The 20627-nt window shown below is 45.0% G+C and carries 9 protein-coding genes; all 9 read right to left on the reverse strand.

The features are described from left to right. Positions 1-184 precede the first annotated feature (184 nt). The 9 genes from ACFI32_RS02525 to ACFI32_RS02565 all read right to left on the reverse strand — a co-directional run bounded on the left by ACFI32_RS02525 (position 185) and on the right by ACFI32_RS02565 (position 20516). On the reverse strand, positions 185-2662 hold the full coding sequence (locus ACFI32_RS02525; RefSeq protein WP_462624927.1) for a hypothetical protein: 2478 nt from the start codon (positions 2660-2662) through the stop codon (positions 185-187). Beyond that, on the reverse strand, positions 2659-3858 hold the full coding sequence (locus tag ACFI32_RS02530; protein ID WP_462624928.1) for a VWA domain-containing protein: 1200 nt from the start codon (positions 3856-3858) through the stop codon (positions 2659-2661). The genes ACFI32_RS02525 and ACFI32_RS02530 overlap by 4 nt, the downstream gene beginning before the upstream one ends. Before the next feature lie 32 nt (positions 3859-3890). Next, on the reverse strand, positions 3891-6977 hold the full coding sequence (locus ACFI32_RS02535; protein WP_462624929.1) for a DUF5682 family protein: 3087 nt from the start codon (positions 6975-6977) through the stop codon (positions 3891-3893). Between the two features lie 84 nt (positions 6978-7061). Next, positions 7062-8228, reverse strand: coding sequence for an ATP-binding protein (locus ACFI32_RS02540; RefSeq protein WP_462624930.1), 1167 nt, complete (start codon positions 8226-8228; stop codon positions 7062-7064). A gap of 48 nt (positions 8229-8276) precedes the next feature. Beyond that, positions 8277-11018, reverse strand: a complete 2742-nt coding sequence (locus ACFI32_RS02545) for a DUF4132 domain-containing protein (protein WP_462624931.1) — start codon at positions 11016-11018, stop codon at positions 8277-8279. Between the two features lie 66 nt (positions 11019-11084). Next, complete coding sequence (locus ACFI32_RS02550; RefSeq protein WP_462624932.1) at positions 11085-13787, reverse strand: DUF4132 domain-containing protein; 2703 nt, start codon at positions 13785-13787, stop codon at positions 11085-11087. A 54-nt stretch (positions 13788-13841) separates the two neighbouring features. Then, positions 13842-16544, reverse strand: a complete 2703-nt coding sequence (locus tag ACFI32_RS02555) for a DUF4132 domain-containing protein (protein ID WP_462624933.1) — start codon at positions 16542-16544, stop codon at positions 13842-13844. Positions 16545-16603: 59 nt separating this feature from the next. Then, on the reverse strand, positions 16604-19624 hold the full coding sequence (locus tag ACFI32_RS02560; protein ID WP_462624934.1) for a DUF4132 domain-containing protein: 3021 nt from the start codon (positions 19622-19624) through the stop codon (positions 16604-16606). A 403-nt stretch (positions 19625-20027) separates the two neighbouring features. Beyond that, positions 20028-20516, reverse strand: coding sequence for a hypothetical protein (locus ACFI32_RS02565; protein ID WP_462624935.1), 489 nt, complete (start codon positions 20514-20516; stop codon positions 20028-20030). Positions 20517-20627 lie beyond the last annotated feature (111 nt).

Consider the following 20627-nt stretch of genomic DNA (forward strand, 5'->3'; position numbering starts at 1 on the left):
TCTAAACCGTACCCGCCAGCCGCCTTTTAAACGATGACACCTATCGTTTAAAAGGCTTTTTTTATGGCCGCACGTGCTGGCAAGTTACAGAGAGGGGGACTTATGAGGGGTAGGCTTACATGTAAAAATGCGTCAAATTCCAATCATCCATTGTCGTATGTATATCAAAGCATCACCGCATGGTCTATTCGTAAGATGCCACTGTTGTCACCTCATCCATAACTGCCAGTTGTATCACGAGCATCAATAGAGGCTCGGCCATAGAGACAGTTGCAGTTGAGTCATCAATCCTCTGTAAGCTATTGGCCAGCTGCTTCAGTCCTGCCTGCTGCGCTCGTGCAATAAGCTGGCGCTGCGTTTGCCAAAAACTATTAGGCAGGCGCTGCTCGCCATAAATCAAAGCCTCGTCCAGCCAGCTTTGACAGTCTGATAACACATGTTGAATGGGGTCGTCACCCTTATGACTCTGAGACAAATCAATCAAGGGCAGTCGAGATAATGCAGGGTTTTCTTGCCAGTTGGTCGCTGCTGAGGATTGCTGGGGACTCGTGGTTTGCGAGTTATTAGAGGATGCCTCGTTATCCTGTGGGTCTGAGTGCTTGGGTAAATCGAGCGCCAGCATCACACGGCGATCATCACAAAAAATAGCCCATGGTGTGATCACAGGTATCAGACGCTCTCCAAAGCGCTCCCAAGAGAGGGTGCCACTCACATGATGCGGAGCATCGTTACTATCCGTATCAGCGTTATTAGACTTTCTCATGCTATCAAAGGTGTCAGCCAGTAACGGCAATGCAAACGGAGTATGGCTACGATAGCCCAGTTTTATCCAATAAGGGGTGTCATCTGCTGCGCTGCTTGTTTGAATCAAAGCACCCACTGTCTGCTGGGCGGCATCATAACCGATGAATAATAGCTCATCGATCGGCAAGATAATGAAATTGGGTTGTTGGTAACGGGGTCTGGCAAATGATAAGGGCCGCGTTTTATAGTGCTGACGCAGCTTCTGGGTATTTTGAAAACGTAAAGGGACAGGCAGCGCTGCAAGTGTCTCGGCACTAATGCAATAAGGCAGTAGCTGATTATAAGCACGGCGCGATTTATTGAGCGTAATGCTATGATTGGCACTGCGGCGACCTCGCTGCGTACTCAGCTGTCCATGCTGTAGCTCAGCCAAAGTAATGCCAGCACTAATACGCTGCTGACGAGTCTCCTGATACTGTTGCATGACTGGACTAAGCGCTGGATTGAGTATTGGGTTAAGGTGACTTGAGGTATGGGCATCTGCAGGTGACCATTGCCATGTTGACTGTAGCAGCAATGGGGTGTGGGTTTTGTTATCTAGTAGCAGCGTGTGCGCTTGACAATGGTCATCATGAACGCTGATGTGACACCCCAAGCTCATCAGCTGCGTCGGTCGCATATCAGTTTGGGCTTTTATACCAATGCCGAGGCTCACACTGGCTAAGGCAGGCTGTCTACCTGCTAGCCTGCGCAGCAAATAGGCACTGATCAGCTGATTGCCTTGACTGATATCAAAATCACTACGCCGCGTGTGATAAGCCGCCAGCCAATCTTTGAGGTCTACTAAAGTGTCGTTTAACCACAGGTAGTGCCGCTGCTGGTTGTCCTGATAAATGTCATCGATTAACGTTACGGTCGCGTCTGTACTACTGCTTATGCCATAGCGATAAAACTGGGTAAACAGCAGTTTTTCGTTGTCCGTCAGCAGTGCTAGGGTATGTGCCAGCATATTGGGCATAAAGTCGGGACTGGTTACGTCTTCAGGACTCTGTGAGCAAGCTTGTAGTAGAGCGTCGGCTGTGAACTTGAACGGTGGTTTTTGTAGGGCAGCTGATTTTGTCGTGGCTGACGTTTTGGCTACTGATGAGCCTGCTGCATCTGTCAGGCTCATCGTATCATCATCTGTGACGGTACTGTTATGTTCACCATTACCAGCTTTAGTGTTGTTGAGATCAATACCATTTAAACAGTCAGTCAGCTCTTTTTTGCTCAAGGCCATCGTGATGGGTGTGGTGACAGACGCTGCTTGCTTAGCAAAGGCGACGGCGGCCAAAATAATATGCTCACAGCCGAGCTTTTTTTTGCAGTCACAGGTGCACTCATGCAGCGCACTGCCGCCCCAAAAATGCACCGTTGCCATCGATAAGCGTGCCATGGCGCACGGGTCGTTTTCGGTGAAGGATAAGACCACATCCATACCTGATTTGCTGAGCAGGTTCAGCGCCTGCTTACTGTTTTTATGGTTGGCGGCAGCACTGACCTGCTGAGCGGTCAGCGTATGTGCTGGCTTGTCTTGTAATGCTTCAGGATTAAACTGTTGACAGTAGTAGCTTCTATAGGCAAGCGCGGTTTGGATTTGATGGCGGCACAGGACGGTTAGGCCTGCAGGACAACTGCAAACACTGGCATCAATGCCATGATCGAGCGCCCATCTGACCATGCTACTGTCTGCAAATGTCGCCGATAGGGTGAGGTCGTCTGCTATCTCGAAGGTGGGTGTATCGCCTTGTTCTATGGCTTTTTGGGCGCGTTTAACCAACCCTTTATTGGCAATATAGCTGAGTTTATGCGGACTTAATTTGGCGATATCAGGACGTTGTTTCTTGATATGGTCATTATCTATGGGTGTATTTATCATCCTGCCATTACCTCTGCGAGCCATTTTGCCAGATGACTTGGGGTCATCGCTGCGACATCGGCACCTGCTGTTACTAAGCGCTCAGCCGTCGCGTGGCAATAATTGGGATTTGCCTCATCATCAAGCGCTGCCAGTGCCAACACGCGACTGCCTTGGGCGCTCAGCTCGGTGACTTGCGATATCAGCCAATGCTCATTACCACCTTCATAAAAATCGCTGATGATCGCCACAATGGCGCGCTTAGGCGTTGTGATAAGGGTGGCTGCATAATTGACAGCACGGGCAATGTCTGTACCGCCGCCAAGCTGGACTTGCATCAGTAACTCTACGGGGTCTTGGATATCAGAGGTTAAGTCCACCACATCGCTATCAAAGGCTATTAGGTGCGTTTGTAGGTTTTTAATACCCCAAAAGCAAGCCGCAGTCACAGCAGAATGAATGACCGAGCTGACCATACTGCCGCTTTGGTCAACCAGAATAATCATTTGCCATGGCTGTGGCCGCTGCTGCTCAAAATCATAAAACCAAGGCTGCGAGACAATGATCTGCCGCCGTATGGGGTCATAGTGCTTGATATTGCGTTTTAGCGTCTCTTTTAAAGACAACTGATGGCTACTCCCGTATCGCTTTAGGCGTACTGAATTGCGCGTGCCGCTAAAGCAGCGCTGCACCTCTTGCGCTAAGATGGCAAGCAGCTCACGCACCACGTGCTGGACAAGCCTACGCGCCATCGCTAATACATCAGGATTCATCAGATGCTTGGTTCTTAGCACTGCCGCAAGGAGTGTTGGGTTTGGCGTTGCGCGGCTAAGCACGTCTGCATTGGTTACCAAATCATCCAATTGATACAGCTCCAGCGCATCTCGCTGTAAGCGCTCGACCGTCTCCTTTGGAAACAGGGTTTCAATATTATTGATCCATTCAGGCGTCGTTAACGTCGATGCGCCACTGCCTCCCTGACTTCCTTGGCGGTTGAATACTTCTTGCACATCGCCTTGATCATCCAAAGGCAGCGCTCGATTATAGAGCCAATCGAGGTGACGTTGCATCTGGGCTGAGTGCTCTGATTGCTGGCGACCCAAACTGGTCTCTGAGACCTCTCCTAATAGTAAACGCCAGCGGTCTGTTGCACTTAATGCTAACGAATCTGACGACAATTTTGGAGACAATGTATCTGATGTCTTTTCTATACTCATGATCGGCCCTTAGTCATCATGTAGTCATACGGTTATGATGATTGATGAGAGTTGGTGAGAGTGTGCAAGCAAATAGCGGTTTGTTGTTCCAGTAATGCTGCTTTGGTTATTTGCTCAGCGACTTTCACAGCCGTGTCGGGCATACGCCGCCGCAGCAATGCTTGCCAATCGTTTGTTTGCTGTGCATCCAATCCCATGATACTGGCTAAATTTTTGCTGATTTGATAACGCTCTTGCGGTGGAAACCAGCCAAAGGCTTGGCGTAGACTGGGTAAGCCCTGCAAAAAGGCCTCATCATTGCTCGTGCTAATCACGCTGTGTAAGCAGCGTAGCAGCTCGGTTTGCTGGCTGTGCATGACCTCATGACGACCAATGGCGAACAAGCCCAATAAAAAGTCGCCCAATACCATCAGGGGTATCGCCTTTATCAGGGCAATATAATCGAGGGTTGGTAATTGCGCTGGTACGCGCCGCCATTGCTGTCGTCTTATGGCTTTGGTATTAGTATCCCTTAGCTCAGGCACGGCTAAGTAGGCCATTGCATAAGGCGCTTTGAGCGTATGTTGCATCATAAAATACTCGCTAAGCGCGGCCTGATTGGATAAAGAAAAATAAGCGGCGATACAAGCACCATGTAGGGTGTGGCTCAGTACTACTGATTGCTGACGCTCTTGTGTGGCCTGCGTCAATCGATACAACACCATCATCATCGTGATGACATCAAGCGTCTTGATAGGAGAGGGGGGCGCGCCACGTGTCGGCTTTGCTTTGATGGTATTCCCATCTTTTGCATCCTGATCCTTGGCTCTGAGTGCCGCAGCGTTCATGACGTCAGTATGCTCAATAGCAAACTTTAACACCTCAATACTGACAATATCTGCGTGCTTAGCCGCTTGTTCGTTGGCTGTTTTTGGCGTATCAGTACCTTCTAATAGCCATAGCAAGCGTTCAATCACCGTGATAAAAGGTGCGGCCAATAATGCCTCGATATCATGACCATAAAAACCGCGCCGCATCAGATGGATAAGGGTTTTTCCCAGTTGGCTCACGACGCTACGGTCTTTGATGTCCCATAGCAACAGCTTTAGTTTCGTGGTCAATATCCCAATAGACTCGCTAAAGCCGCACTGAATCATTTGCGTCAGCACACGACTGATAACCGTTATTTTTTCGCTTGCCTCTGCTAGGTACTTGGCATGGGTCAGCTGCTCCATCAGAGCTGCTTTGCTGGCTTCATGCAATGTCGTACCAAAACGGCTGGCTTCGATAAGCTCAACTTCCCACTGACTGTTTTGGTGTAATTGCCAGCGCTCGCTTGCGGTTGCTAGGGTGGAGGCGGGTGATTTTGACGCTGGTGATGACGCTGTCGAATTAAAGGCCGCCAGACTGGCTTTTGAGGCAAGCAGTGACACACTCGACACCCCCAAGACTTTCAACTGCCACAACGCATATAAACACAGACGTTCAGACTCGTGACGGTAGCTAAGCGTTAGGCGGCGCGGTACTGCTGTTGGCACCATAGTGCGCGAGTCATCAAGGCTGGCAAGATAATGCTCAACATAGTCAAGTAGCGGCGGTGCAGGATTGTCCCGTGCCAATACGCCCCGCTGCGTGCCTGTCAAACTTGCGAGAGCCCGTTTTAATAACGGGTGGTCTTGGTGGTAAAGCGCTCTCATATGTACATCAATATCGTAACCAGAATCATCACCGCGAGCGTTAAGCTCATGATTAAAGTGGTGATCTGCCAATCGAGATGACGACCACGGCGGCGGTAAGCTTAAGGCCTCATTAACAAGACCATTTAGCATACCATCCAGCAACTCTTGCCGATACGGATGATCCAGCCCGCGCAGCGCAGCTAAGTTGTGGCTCGCCTGCGACCACACGATTAAATCGGCGGTTGATAATGGTTGTTTGGCAGCTCTGATAGATTGCGTGATGGCGATCATCGCTTTTTCAAAGGCAATATTGGCTTGCATATCGGCATCAAATAACCATTGATAATACTGCGGTGACGGCATGCCAGCAGCATACCCTGTTAGACGCTCCACAGCGGTAAAACCAATAGGGATAAGATAGTTACCTTGAGCAACAATATGGGTAGTTTCTTCGTTAGTTTTGGTGTCTGGCTGAAGAGTAGGCGCAGTCGACTGCTTGGTAGCAAGATATTGGGTGAGATAGTCGTCTAGGTCGGGAACTGGATACTGAGCTGCTACAGGCTTAGGTGCTGAGTCATCAGGGCTAAGCGGCGCTGTTAATGCCTTAGTGGGTGCGGCTAACAATCGTTTAATACCATTAACGTGCCAGCCACCGCATATCACCAATATTTTGGCAGCTGGCGTATTGGCGAGGTGATGGCTCACCCAGCTTACCATATATCCCTCACGGCACTGGTCTTCATCCGAGCCACTGTCATCTGCACGCAACAGATTAAAATAGTGGTCGAGGCGCTTGGCTGCCATAGCAGTCGGCGCACTCTCAAACCACCGCTCCCACAGTGCATCCTGATTGTCACAGCCAGTGATATGTAAGAGGCGTCTCATCACTTGGGCATAACGATCTTTGTGCCTAGGTGCATTCACACCATCCATATCCGCATCCGCCTGCTGATGGCTATGCTGCGCTCGATAACGCCAATGCGGCAAATCAATAAAATCTATAGCAGCACCCAGTGCATGGGCACTTTTCATCGCGACCCACTCAGGAGAAAACGATAACAAAGGAAACCAGCTTTGCGCTGTCTGTACATCGCCGTGGTAATCCCTATCAGGCGTCACGTTTGATGGGTCATGGCTACCTTGCACGCCATCATCTAAAGCAGCGCCGTCTACATGCTCAAATCGTCGCTCCTGCCGATAGCTAAACAGGGCAATGGGCAACGTATGGGGTAATAATAGCTGGGCGAGCATGGGTTTTATGTCGCTTGGCGCTTCTATCAATACCACATCAGGGCGTTGCTCACTGATCCAGTGTTTGACCATGGTGGCACATCTTGGGCTATGATGACGGATGCCTATGAAATGTAGGTTAGGTGGACAGGCAGGTACAGTAGTGAGCGTTGCCGACTGTGATAATTGTGCTAATGCCTCATCAATAATACTGCCACTATCGCTATCCATATAATCATCCGTCATCATTGCTGTTTACAACCTCACTGTTAGCTATATTTTTAGCCATTACCATATTTTGTAGCTTATATGTCTTTATACTTCAAATAATGCTAAGCGCGAGTTATAGAGCGCTTGCCAGCCGCTACCAGCTCTATCTTTGATGTGATGGTCGATATGACGGCGCAGTTTTTGTTTGTCATCGGCATCATCCTTAATGGCAGACCCTAAAATAGCGTTGAGAATATCGGCAGGCGTGCCAGCATCACCGCGTAAATAATAACCATGCAACGTTACGGCATGTACCGCACTGACTGCTTCTGCGGTACTTAAGGTTGTAGAGAGTTTTTCTACCGCATTGCCAGAGGTTTTGATGCCAGAACGCAGCTCTCGAAATAGCGTGACTAAGATATCTACCACCTCATCAGATGGCGTGATGTCGAGATTTTGTTCGGCCAATAAGCGGTTCACTTGACGTTTAACCAACTGCATTTCGTCGTTGATATGCGCAATCGGAAATATCGTCTCAAAAGCAAAGCGGCGCTTTAAGGCAGCAGACATCTCGTTAACGCCTTTGTCACGCGTATTGGCAGTCGCAATCACGTTAAAGCCTGCATTGGCATAGACCGTACTGCTGCCATCATCAAACCCTGACAGCTCTGGCACCATCAGCAAGCGCTCTGAGAGGATAGAGAGTAAGCTGTCTTGTACTTCGGGCGGACAACGAGTGATTTCCTCAAAGCGGACGATTTTTCCCTCAAGCATGCCGCGCATCATGGGTGAAGGTACAAGGGCTTTCATACTGGGGCCTTCGTTCAGCAATAAGCCATAATTCCAGCCGTAGCGAATGTGATCTTCACTGGTCGCTGCGCTCCCTTGGACTGTCAAGGCCGCATTGCCACTGATCGCTGCAGCGAGCAGCTCTGACAGCATGGATTTGGCTGTACCAGGTTCACCCACCAGCAGTAGAGCGCGTTGGCTGGCTAGCGTAACCAGCGCACGCTCGATTAAGCTTGGTGGACAGACGAGCTTCGGTTCAATACCAAGACGGGTATTGCCTAAGATAAAATCACGCACCCCCAGCATAGACATCTGCCAGCCAGCAGGCATAGGGCGAGGCGGGGTATTGCCTGATTTGCCTTTAGCCGCCTGTTCTGACTCGATGATGGTTGCCAGCTCCTCTTGATAGAGAATATCAGCAGGTGGGCGCTGTATGGATTGATGAGTCGTTTTTTGACTCATTTTTGAACGGTTGTTAGACATAAGGGGCTACCTAATAGGCGGTTTTATGGATTAAGCGATTATTAAAGGTTAAACAGACGGCATGACATCAAACAAGTAAATGATTTCGCTAATCACTACCTCAGACATATCAGCACTTAGCTTAATCGGTTCAAGGCTCTGCCCTTCATCATCTGTAGGCACGCCTCCAGTCGGTGAATACCCTTCAAAGAACTCAATAGTAAAATCACTACCACCTATTTCGGCGCTGTAGCCATTACAATAACCAGCATCCGCTTGATGCTTATGCCAGCCTCTACTGGCAAGACCTATAAAGCTACCCGTCGCGAAATTTTTATCATTAAATCGATTGATAACTTGGTGTTGCTGCTCGGACTTATTCAGATAATAACAAGGGCGACTCAGTTGCGGGAAAGGTGATATCAACTCATAATCATTGAACACTTGCGACCACTGTTTGAGGCTGTCTTGGCTTATGGTGATGGGATGCACTAGGACTACCTGCGCTGCTTGGTTAATCAAATCATCAGGTTTTAACAGATCATCATTCACGTCCAATAGCTCATGGCTTTCACTGACTCTAAATAACTGCTGCTCATCATTGATATCTATTTGCCATAGCAACTGCTGGGTAAATAGGCTCATAACAGGATGCTCAACGTAATATTTCATAAAATCAGCTAGGGGTATGGTGCGCTGTTTTATCATTAATTCTTGTAAAAACTTAGGCAAATCTATGCTTAATTGGCGCAGTTGTTTTAGCTCATTCTTAGTGTCTTTAATCAGGGTGTTGACGTATGTACTGTCCTCCTGCACACGTGGCTTGGGCAGATTTTTAAAGACTTTTCCTTTGTCATCACTGAAATGATATTTCAGCTCTGGGGTCAATTGCAGGGTCAATTTACGTGAATCTGTCCGTTGCGGATGATAATCAAGTACCTTACACCCTCGCTGATCTAAATCAAAGTGCGGGGTCAACCGATCGATCAACGTGTCAAGCGGCACACCTAACTTAGCGATACCCTTGTCTATCTGCGCTTTGGTATACCGCTGTATGGCTGGGCGCATCTTGTTACTAATGGCCACCAAGGTTGCCAAGGCGTTATTGACGCGTTCTGAATCAGGAGACTGAGCCACGATGGCAGCCAATACATTGATACTATGTTTGATAGCTGTGCGGCGTTGCATATTGTTTTGATGTTGTTTTGTCCATGCCCAGCAGTCGGCTGCATAGCGTGGGTCTGGTAGCCAAATCGAGGCCGTGACGTACCACAAGTAATGCTTACTGAAATACTGCTCATTGGCAAAGCGCTCGCGTAGCTCACGTGCCAGCAGAACGAGTGAGGTCTCGGTAAATGCAGGCAACGCTTGTAGTAGCGCTATGATAGGCTTGTCTACTTCGCTGTATTTGAGTAGCAGTAGTAGCTGCTCGAATGCTGCGGATGGTAAAGGCCGTCCTGTGCGTTCGATAATAGGCGCTGTTAAGGCGGCTAATAGCTCTTCGCCATCTGTATGCCGTCCAAGTTGAAACGTACGCTTGCCTGTTTTTTTCTGCCAATCAGTCGTGTTTAATACAGTAGGTATGCCCTCATCATCAGTATCACTGAGCAATTGACTGGGGGCTGAGGCAGCCAAATCCATGGCAGAGGCTAGCTTATCTTGGGTCTGTAGGCGTTTATCCACCTCGTTTTTATACAGCGTGGCCAAACGCTGCATAAACTCAGTCAGCGCGACTTTATTTTGGTGAGTGCCATTTTCTTCATTACTGTCGTCATGATAACGACGTGCTGCCGCGGCTAAGCCTGGCAGATGGCTTTTATCAACACGGATTGGGTCGATGAGCCAACGGAACACTTTACGCGCTTTTGCTTGATACGCTTGGTGCGCTTTTTTAGAAGTTTCGTTACCACAAGGATAATCAGCGGCAGTGAGATCAGCACAACATAAATAAAGCAGCTCATCATAAAAGGTTTCAGGAAAACTATTTACGAATCTGAGAGCACGTCCTTGCTCTTTTTTTAGACTGAGTCCGTCAATGATATAAGGCACCATTATTATACTGTTGACAATGTCACTTAAACGATAAACATAGTCTCTAACATTGGCTGTAGCATCCTTTTCGGCTATATACTTACGTCTGGCGCTTGCGTTAATTATATTTTTGTTTATTTGGTCAATGAGTCGATCTAACCCTACCTGAGCAATCTCTACACCGAATTCACGGCGCCCACCTGCATCACAGAGCGCCTCACGAATCGCCTCTTTTATCCCATCTGCGACAGTCATCCAATCAGACCCCCATTTGTCTGGAAAAGTACCCCAAACAGACAAACGAATCTCTAGTGGTAGTTGGTCTACAATAGACCATAGGTTGTAAGTTTTAGCGTTATAAGGAGATACGCTTAGATAATCAGATGTATCAATGTTCACAGCGTGAATACCTGCGCCCTTACGGTTTTCTGTAGTTAGCTGTTCATATTCGCTGACAATACGGTCAACGGATTGTGGTTTGATACAAAGTACGGCCAACTTACGATGTAGATCCTTCCAATTCGGTAGTGCCGCTTTTGCATAAGCTATACGCTCTGTGCCAACACGAGAATCTGCTTTAGTATCGTATAGCGGAAATACATTTTCTTCCACTTCGCTCAAAAGACGAATAATGTCTTGTTTGCCTCTGTTTATAACGTATTCACTGCTATTTAATTTTTCAAGCTCTGCTTTGCTCTTGAAATCCGCAGGAAAATGGATGGTTTCGGGTGTCTTTGGGCGGGTGAGGGCCAGCTTAGGAAAGTTAAATTTAATGGTCATAATGATATTGCCTTTGTTAAATGATAATTATTTTAAGTCATAATCTTTGCACAGTATTGTGGCTCATCACGACACGCGCGCCATCGCATCGATATCGCGTATAAACTCACTGGCCGTCAGCGCATCAATGTCTTTTGGGAAGCGAATCTCGTCAATAGGGTAGCCTTTATCATCCGCAGATACGGGTTCGCCAAGCCGAAAGCTGTCGTACAAGGCAATCGACAGCGCATGGCCGTTGACTGTTTTAGCAAACCCATCACATCTGCCGCCACTATAAGAAAGCGTGTTCCAGCCTTTACTGGCAGTGCCCAACCCAATTAGGCTGCCCATCGCCCAGTGCACCTTATCAAACCGATGTATGGTTCCTGCTGCCTTATCTTCATCGGTGAGATAATAAAGCGGACGTGCTAATTGGCTAAACGGCTGTACCAGCTCATAATCGCTAAATACTTGCGCCCATTGCTGGAGGTCTGCTGCAGATAGATGTATTGGATGCACTAAGCAAATGTGAGCATCAGTAAGCTCAGTACCACTGAGCGGCATATCTTCGCTATCTAATAGCTCTAAACTTTCACTGATGCGAAACGTTTGCTGCTTGCCAGCCTCACTATTTTCTGCGTCCGCGATCTGTATTTGCCACAACAGCCTTTGTGCTAATACCGTCATGACGGGCTGATGCACATAATAGGTCATAAAGTCGGCTAAGCTGACTGTACGTTGTTTTATCATCATTTTTTCTAGCGATTTTGGTAAGTCGTTGCTGATACCGCGCAGCTCTTTTTTCTCATTTTTGTGTTGACTTAAAAACGCATTTACCGCATTGTCATCATCTGCCTCACGCGCTTTGGGTGGGTTTTTATACGACTTGCCTGTCTCATCTTGATAAGCAAATTTTAGCTCAGGCGTGAGCGATACGGCGAGCTTGCGCGAGTCTGCTACTGATGGGTTGTAGTCAATGATTTTAGTACCGCGCACATCCAATCCAAAGTCAGGTAATAGCCGCTCTGCCAAATCCTCTAGGCTCAGATCAAGGCGTTTAGCATAATCCTCTAGCGCACTTTGAGCATGCGGTCTGAGCGTTGAGCGTGCCTTATTGCTGATTTTAATCAACATCTTGAGCGCTGTATCACCGCGCTTACTATCAGGATAGGTGCTGGCAAGTGCGGATAACACTTTGAAGCTGTGTAGTATTGATGAGCGCACATGATTGTCGGACTCATAGTCTTTCATAAGGTGCCAAACTTTATCTGCTAACGTCTCATCAGCCATCCATGCTGACGCGGTTATAAACCACTTGTTTTTGGTATTAAAGATACCGCAAAGCCGTTGGTCATACTCTGAAAAGCGTGCAAAATAGCCGCCTGATACCCGATTTCCTATATAGTCATCCCATAACTCATTGGCTAAATGTGCCAACGACTCGCTGGTAAAGGCAGGCAAGACCTCTGCTAAGGCTGCAATAGGCTTGTCCTCTGTACTTAGTTTGAGCATCAGTAGCAACTGCTCAAAAGCGTGCATCGGTAAAGGCTGGTTGCTGCTGGCTACGATAGGCGGGGTCAGTGCCGCTAGTATCGGTATTTGCTTACTAGCGCTCATTTCTGCTTCTTTGTTCCAAATGGTTTCATCCAGCTCAAACTTGCGTTTGCGGGTTTGCGTTTGCCAGTCAGTGTTTAGTAAAGGCTGCGGGATACCGTCATCGTTGGTCGCTATTTCTTCTGCTATGACCATTGTTATGGTGCTTTGTGCATCGGCCAGTGCTTGTTTTTCTTGTGTGATTTGCTGGTGATTGTCAATATATTGACCAAGAAAATCAGAGAGTGCGGTGCTATCAAGGTTGGCATCGTCGGCATCATAGCGGTTGATAGCTGCACGTAATTGAGTGAGGTAATCGAATCTATGTGCTTTATTATCAATCATATACTGCAAGAGCTTTTTGGCGTTTTTCTGCGCCTCTTTGTACCAGTCATTAGTAGGCTTAGTAAATAAGATATAGATCATCTCGTTATAAAAGGTTTCAGGGTAGTGATATAAAAAAGCGCGCGCTTCATAATATCGGCTGGTTTTAGCATTCATTCCAGCCACGACATATGGCACACAGATATAACTGTCTAAATGTTGACATATAGTTAAAATATAAACGCGATATTGGTGAAATAGGGATAAAAAATTTATAGCAACATCAAACCCTTGCTTGGGATAGTCTATTAATAAATCATATACCCCGTCTCCCAATGTACTTACTTTCCAGTCTGAACTTAATGTAAGAAAATCTGTAGTTAATAGTTGCCAGATAGCCAAACGAATGGCATATGGCATATAGTGGTTTAAAATATATATCTTGTCAGACAAATAACCACATTCGTTATCAAAATCATCAAAAACAAAATCTGTCTTTTCTATAGTGACTAATTGGCTACTTGTCTGCTCATTCTCCACATCTACGACTTTTGAGGTTGCCAAGTTTTGAGTCTTTTGATAGTCCTCATATATACGCTCAATCGCTTTGGGTCTTATCATCAATAGCGCTAAATTTTTCTGTAGTTCATTCCAGCCAGTATAGACTTGCATCGCATAAGTAAAATCTGCATTGTCATAGTAGACGAATATCTCTTGTGGTAGCTCATTTTTTATTCTTGCTCGGTCTTCTTCAAATTGTCGTATGGAGTATGCCGTATCACCTCTATACTGGGCATTCTCTGGCATCACAGCCTGCTCTGGCGCGGGCAGGCGGGTCATTTCAAATTTGGGAAAGGTTGGGCGACGATTCATGATGATTGTCCTTTAAAGTAGTGTTTTTATAAAATGCTGAGTTTATTATCCGTATTATTGTGAGCAGCGCGCCAATCTTATTTGCTTAATGGGCTGAGCAATACCGTAGTCTGTCAGCATCTCGCAGGCTGCCTCGTAGTCGGCGACAGACAAGTAGTCTGGATGGGTCAGTACCACTGTATAACCCTCATCAAGCCACTGCTGTATTTGCTTATCGCTATACGGCTCGTAATGTACATTCATCAATACCTGATCCTCAGTCATGATAAAGGTGTCAATGATGTTTGGCTTTTTTCTATTAAACTGCTTGGGTGTAACCAACGACCAAAACAGGGTTTGCCCATACAGCCGTAGAATAGGGTGCTGTAACAACCCGTTCAACATAAAGCGCACTGAGCGCTTGAAACCATGCGCCAAATCCTTAGTAAATTCAGTATTTAAGCGCTTGTATAGTGTCGCTAAGGGTCTTTGTAATGCTTTAATGTCTTTATTGACTTGTTTAAAACGGGTTTTGTCATCACCTTTTTTTGCTCGAGGGAAACTCTTAAGCGGCGTCCCTGTTTGGTCATAAAGTAGCGGTGACAAATGGCTATCAAGACGGACAATAAGCCATTTCTCTGCTGCTGCATCCAAATAAAATATCTGCTCGCTAATATCATTAAAACCTAATGTAGGGATTATCAAATGACGTAACTCATAAAGCGCATATCCTGTCATATCACTGATCTCGACACAGCCAGCTTTTGCGATATCGCGAAAGAATGCTTTGCTTCTATCTATTTGATAAAACAGTTCTGCTAAGGCACTACAAACGTGAGTGCTAAACTCAAGGCCTTTTGACGAATCATTCACGCTATACCACAGCTTGACATTAGCTACTAACATAAGAATAAGTAGCGCACAGCTGTCTCCATGAATTTCTTCTGCTTTATATTCATATATGCTTTTATGTTCATAAATATATGCATGAATAAAGGGCACGGCATCCTCGTTCATCAGCCATCCCCATGGATGACCAATCTTAAGATTCCACAGTGCATGACCCAGAGCATTTAACGAGTCACGCGTAAAAGGCGTTAATAGCGATAACATGTCATCGTCAGTCAAAGGCTTTGGCCACCCATTAAAATCTGACTCATACAAAATACCGATTAGGTTTTCAAATAACGGTAGTGGCAGCTCGCTACCATCTGATTTAAAAATAGGCTTGGGTAATAAATCTATAACGATGTGCTCAGGTAACCTAAATATTTGCAATCGGTGCTTTCGGGTCAACCAATCGACAACGATATGTTCAGTCGACCTAGGAGTGTGCAAACAGTGTTCTTGATGCGCCCACGGCGGTGTTATTAACCATTTTGAAACTTGTGCTAAATACTCATCTGTAAGCTGCTGCTCTATAGGTATGCTATGATCCGCGATTTCAACTTGATCGGCCTTGAATAAAATAGGCGCAATCACAGCGTCATAATAGATGTAATTTTGCGTTGCAATCGCGCTCTGTAATTGCGCAACCTGCTCAGGTTTTGTTCTCTTTAGATCTGCGCATAGATGCGTTAACAGTTGGATTAAGTAGTTATATTCTATGCTTAACTTATCAAAATCTTTTTTCTGAATACGAATAGAATGGTCATCATCAATTTCACGCTTAGTCATGACTGAAAAATCAGGAAAGCTCATGAGCTTTTGATGATTGGCATCTAGCTCCGCTATCAGCTTATTGATGGTGAGAGTAGGGTAGCGATTGACCCATGAGCGTAGCGGGTTAGACACTTCCAAATAGTCTTTATGCTCAATCAACCACTCCAGATATAAAGAATGATCAAAATCTTCTAATACCTCAAATAAGTGGGTGTTATTTTTTTGCTTTAGTTGGTATTTTTCTAACAAATTAACAATTCGTTCGGGCGCGCTCGCCTGCTCACAAGAGGCAATAAAGTGCAATAAAGGCAGTAAGATATCGTCAACTTTATAGTCAGGAGAGTCTATAGCAGCGTGATAAGCTTGCGTAAATACCTGAGCGTGGCTGCTGTCTGTATGATGCAAAAACAATGCTCTTACAGCACGATCACTATCATCACTGGAGCAGCCATGAATTAGGGGAGAACAATGTAGAGACTCTTGTAGGTAGGGAGTATCTGCAAAAAAGAATATAGGCAATATTTCAGGGTGAAATGTGTGATGGCGCTGATATAAGTCTTGATAGGCGTGAGGATCATCTGTTTTTAACTGATGGATAAAAGCTTGGATATAACGTAAGGTACATTGATAATCTATTGGAATGCTAAGCAAGCTTCCATAAAGTCTTTGAACAGCAAACAAGCTGATTTTTTTAGATAAAGACAATCTAGGAAAGAGCTGATGTGGAATTATTTTACTGAAATGATAAGTCGATAAATATGCTAAACCAGCATCACGATAACATGTATCTTCCTCCTCTTTACACTGCTTATCTAAATCATACCAGCCTTCAACACAGCTTTGAATAGTCTCAGCAAAATCATCATCCGTCTTAACGCAAAGCTCATTTATTCGTGTAAGCCATTTTTCTTGTGTTGAAGTCAAAGACTTGTCGGTTATGTCTGTTGCGAGTATGGGCAGGCTAGCGTTTGCATTCTCATCTGGCTTAAGTGCCAATGCATGCTGAAAAGGATTGGCTTTATATTCTGCTAGTATTTCTTTATGACGAGCGGACCAATTAAACTGATTGGTAGGCGTTTTTGAGTCTAGTTTAGAAAAAACTGATCTACGAGTCACAATGGCTGTCCTATGATATTTATTTGAGATGAGCAGTACTAACTATTGGCTTACGGTTTTTATTGAGCTGACACAGTGATAGCGTGCAACAAGCGACTGAGCTTGATGGGATTTTTATCCGTAATGTCGATAGGCTGTATTTGTACAGGAGTGTCTAGATAACCAAAGTAGGTTCTTTCGTTCGTCTCTGCACAATAGCTATATTCAGGCACTGCGTGACAAAATTCTATTTTAAAGCGCTCAGGATCCGTAAGCCTTTGACTGGTTTCATTTGATAACCCATAGACCAATCCGGCCTTATTTATAACAGTGTCGCTGACCTCCGTGATGGATGAGAAGTTATGTTCCATTTTATTAAGATTTTGTTTTAAAGCGTTTATAGCAAAGCTTTGTCCATTAAAACGGGTAATTTTATTTGAACTTATCTCGTCAGCATTCGGACGCAAGCAAGATAAGCCCATTTGCCCAATCGGTTGGGCGATGGCGTAATCTGATAGCATATGATTGGCAGCAAGATGGTCAGATTCAGACAAATAAGCGGGGTGGGTGAGGACGACCGTTTTACCAGCCTTTTGCCACTGCTTGAGTTGCTTATCGCTATATTCTTTATAATGAATAGTCATCAATGCGTTGTCATCGGTCACGATAAAGGTATCCGCGATATGCCAGTTTCGCCAACGAGAATGATGCCCAGCATGGTTATTCAATGACCAAAACAACGTCTGCCCGTAGCATCTTAGGATAGGGTGCTTTAAAAACCCAGTCAGCATAAAGCGCATCGAACGGTGAACCCCTTGGTGCAAGTCTATGGTAAATTCAGCGTTGAGGGTTTTATATAGTGCAGTGAGCTGTCTTTTTAGTGCTTTGATATCGGTACTGACTTGCTTAAAGCGGGCTTTGTCATCACCTTTTTTTGCACTAGGAAAGCGGCTAAGTATATTACCCTCACGGTCATATAGTAGTGGAGACAAATGCGCATCCAGACGTACAATCAGCACATTGTCTCCTGCCGCATCTAAATGAAATATCCGTTCACCATGCTCATTAAAGCCAAACGTAGGAACAGCCAAATCGACAAGCTCACGCATACTAAAACCTGTGAGGGCACTTATTTCATCGAACATTTGTCCAACTAAGACACGAAAGCGTGGCTTACCTTTATATAACTGATAAACCATTTCCTCTAGTACGGCGCTGATATGAGCATCAAAAGCAATGCGTTCAGCGGCAAGATTGGTGTTGGGGTCGTACCACAGCTTGATACTGGCTGTCAGCATACGAATCAATAATCGACATCCGTCTGTATCATTTCTAGCGCCTTTGTTATCAAAGATATACTTATGAATAAAGGGAATGGCATCCTCATTCATTAGCCATGCTAACGGCTCACGTATCCCCATACCCCATAGCGCCAGCCCCAGCACGTTTAGTGAGTCGCGCGTAAAGGGTGCTAATATCTGCAAAATATCGTCATCCGTTAAAGGATTGATCCATGATTTCAGGTCGGATTTATGCAAAATCCCTATCAGATTATCTAATAGAGCTTGCGGTAGTTTACTACCGTCTGATTTAAAAACAGGCTTAGGTAATAAGGCTAAAGTAATATGGTTGGCATATTTAGGTGCTTGCAAGCGATACGCTTTATGCAGCCACGGCGGCGTGATTAGCCATTTTGAGATTTGTGCTAAGTTTTCATCCGTAAGCTGGTCCTCAATAGCGGTATTGCTATCACCAATTTCAACACGGCTTACTTCAGAAAATATAGGCGCAATAACGCTAGAATAATAGGTCAAATTTTGAGCTGCAACCACGGTTTTTAACGCTGTGAATTGCTCTGGGTGCGCGGCTCGCAAGTCAGCACACATATGAGTGAATAACTGGATAAGATATGCTTTGTCACGGCTTAATTTATCGAATTTTGGCTTATCAAAATAATGGTTTTGTTGGATAAATAACTTGGTCATGCTAGAGAAGTCAGGATAACCTGATAAAAGATGGTGATTGTCATTGAGCACACCAGACAATTTGCTAATGGTTAAAATAGGGTGGCGCTTCATCCATAGCGATAACGGTTTGGCAACTGCTGGATAAATACTATTTTCAATAAGCCACTCTAAATACAGTTCATGATCAAAATCCTCTAACACCTTAAATAGTTGCCGATTTCGTTTTTGTAGCAGTGGCATCTCACCCAATAAATCAACAATCAGCTGAGGCATACCAGCTTGATCACACGATGCAATAAATTTTAGCAACGGTAATAAGGTGTCAGCCATCTTATAGTCGCTAGACGATATCGCGTCATAATAGGCTTGCGAGAATATACTCGCTTGCGTACTATCGGTATGGTGCAAATAAAGAGCACGGGGGTAGTAGCCATGACTACATTTACTGCTGGAGAATGACTGATGAGGGTAGGCGATATCCGCACAGAATAACAGAGCCTTTACTTCAGGCTGCAATTGATTGTGGCGTTGGTATAAGTCCTGATAGGCGCAAGGATTATCTATCTTCAACTGATGAATCAAAGCTTGTATATAACGTAATGTCTTACGATAGAGCGCTACAAGTTGCTCTGAAGCTAGTTTTTTGGAGTCTTCTCGCAGCGCGATAAAGCTGATTTTTTTAGATGTTGACAATCTAGGAAATAGTCGTTGTGCCAATATATCTTCAAATAAATCAGTCGATAAATATTTGAAAAGACCGCTTTCATTTTTATAGACATCTTCATCTTGCGCGCAATGCTCATATAAACTATTCCATTCATTAGCATAAGCCTGATAATCAGTAAAATTATCATCTGTCTCCGTCATCCAGTTATTCGCCATCACAAGCCATTTTTCTTGTGTTGAAGTTAAAGGCTTGTCGGTTATATCTGTTGCGAGTATGGGCAGGCTAGAGTTTGCATTCTCATCTGGCTTAAGCGCCAATGCGTGCTGAAAAGGGTTGGCCGTGTAGTTGGCCAGTAATTTTTTATTTTTGGCTGACCAGTTGAATTGATTGCTTGGTATCGCGACGTCACTGATAGTATTTTTTGTTGATTTCATCGCTTCACTTGCCGCGGTGGTCAGCTCAGTCATTTCATGCTCCTAAATAATTATTATCGTCGTTGTCACGATCTTTAGAAATGATAATAAACTATTTTAGTTGAGCAATGGTCATTAAAAAGATATAAGACGACACTATGTGTCGCTCACATTCAAAGTTAGAATCAAAGACGGTACAGCAAGGGCAGGCTAGTCAATTAAAACAAAGGTAGAGAATGGCTAAGCTGGATTTTCTAAAAAGACATTTGTGTGTGATGTAAGCACAGACTCATGAGCATATCATCTAACACTATTTATTTAACATAATATACATTATGCGAAAACATACGAACGCTTTTACTTCTGAGTTCAATAACCATTCATACCATAGATTTTATATATATAATCTATATCTGACACTTAGCTGCAAAACTTTTAATAACTGGTCAATGTTTTACTAACGACACGCTTCAAGCAAATGATTGCGCAAAGTGTTGCCATCTTCGTCTAAGAGCACATCTGCAACTTGGCAATTGTCATCAGTACACGACAGCTTATAATAAATATCGCTGCCTTGCGCCAAGCTGACTTGAACCAAGCCTTTATCAGTCACCGAAAATTTTTTATCTTGCGTATAATCAGGATCTTGAGAATCCCACAGCACATCATAGCCGACATGGCAGGACATTTGATGTTTATCAAAATAATCTTGCTCAAGCTGCATGGCTGCTAGTAAATCATCATTGGCATACTGCTGCAAAATTACAGGGTTATTCATACCCTCATTATCAATATCTTGTTGGTACATCTTATTGATGGTTGCGGTTTTCATCGCGGCATATGGCTGAGACAATTTTTTTATCTCTGCATGGGCGTTACTGACCGTCGTTAGACTTATGGTTAACAGTCCTGTGATCAATAAATAAGCTAGCGATTTAGTTGGCATTTTTACTCTACAAGATTGATATTATTAATATTAAATCTATTACATCATAGCCCTATTAAGACTCTGCTGTCTTATCGTATCATTCAGGTTGAGTTGCCAAAATGATGCTTA

The sequence above is a fragment of the Psychrobacter sp. PSi21 genome (assembly GCF_054960615.1).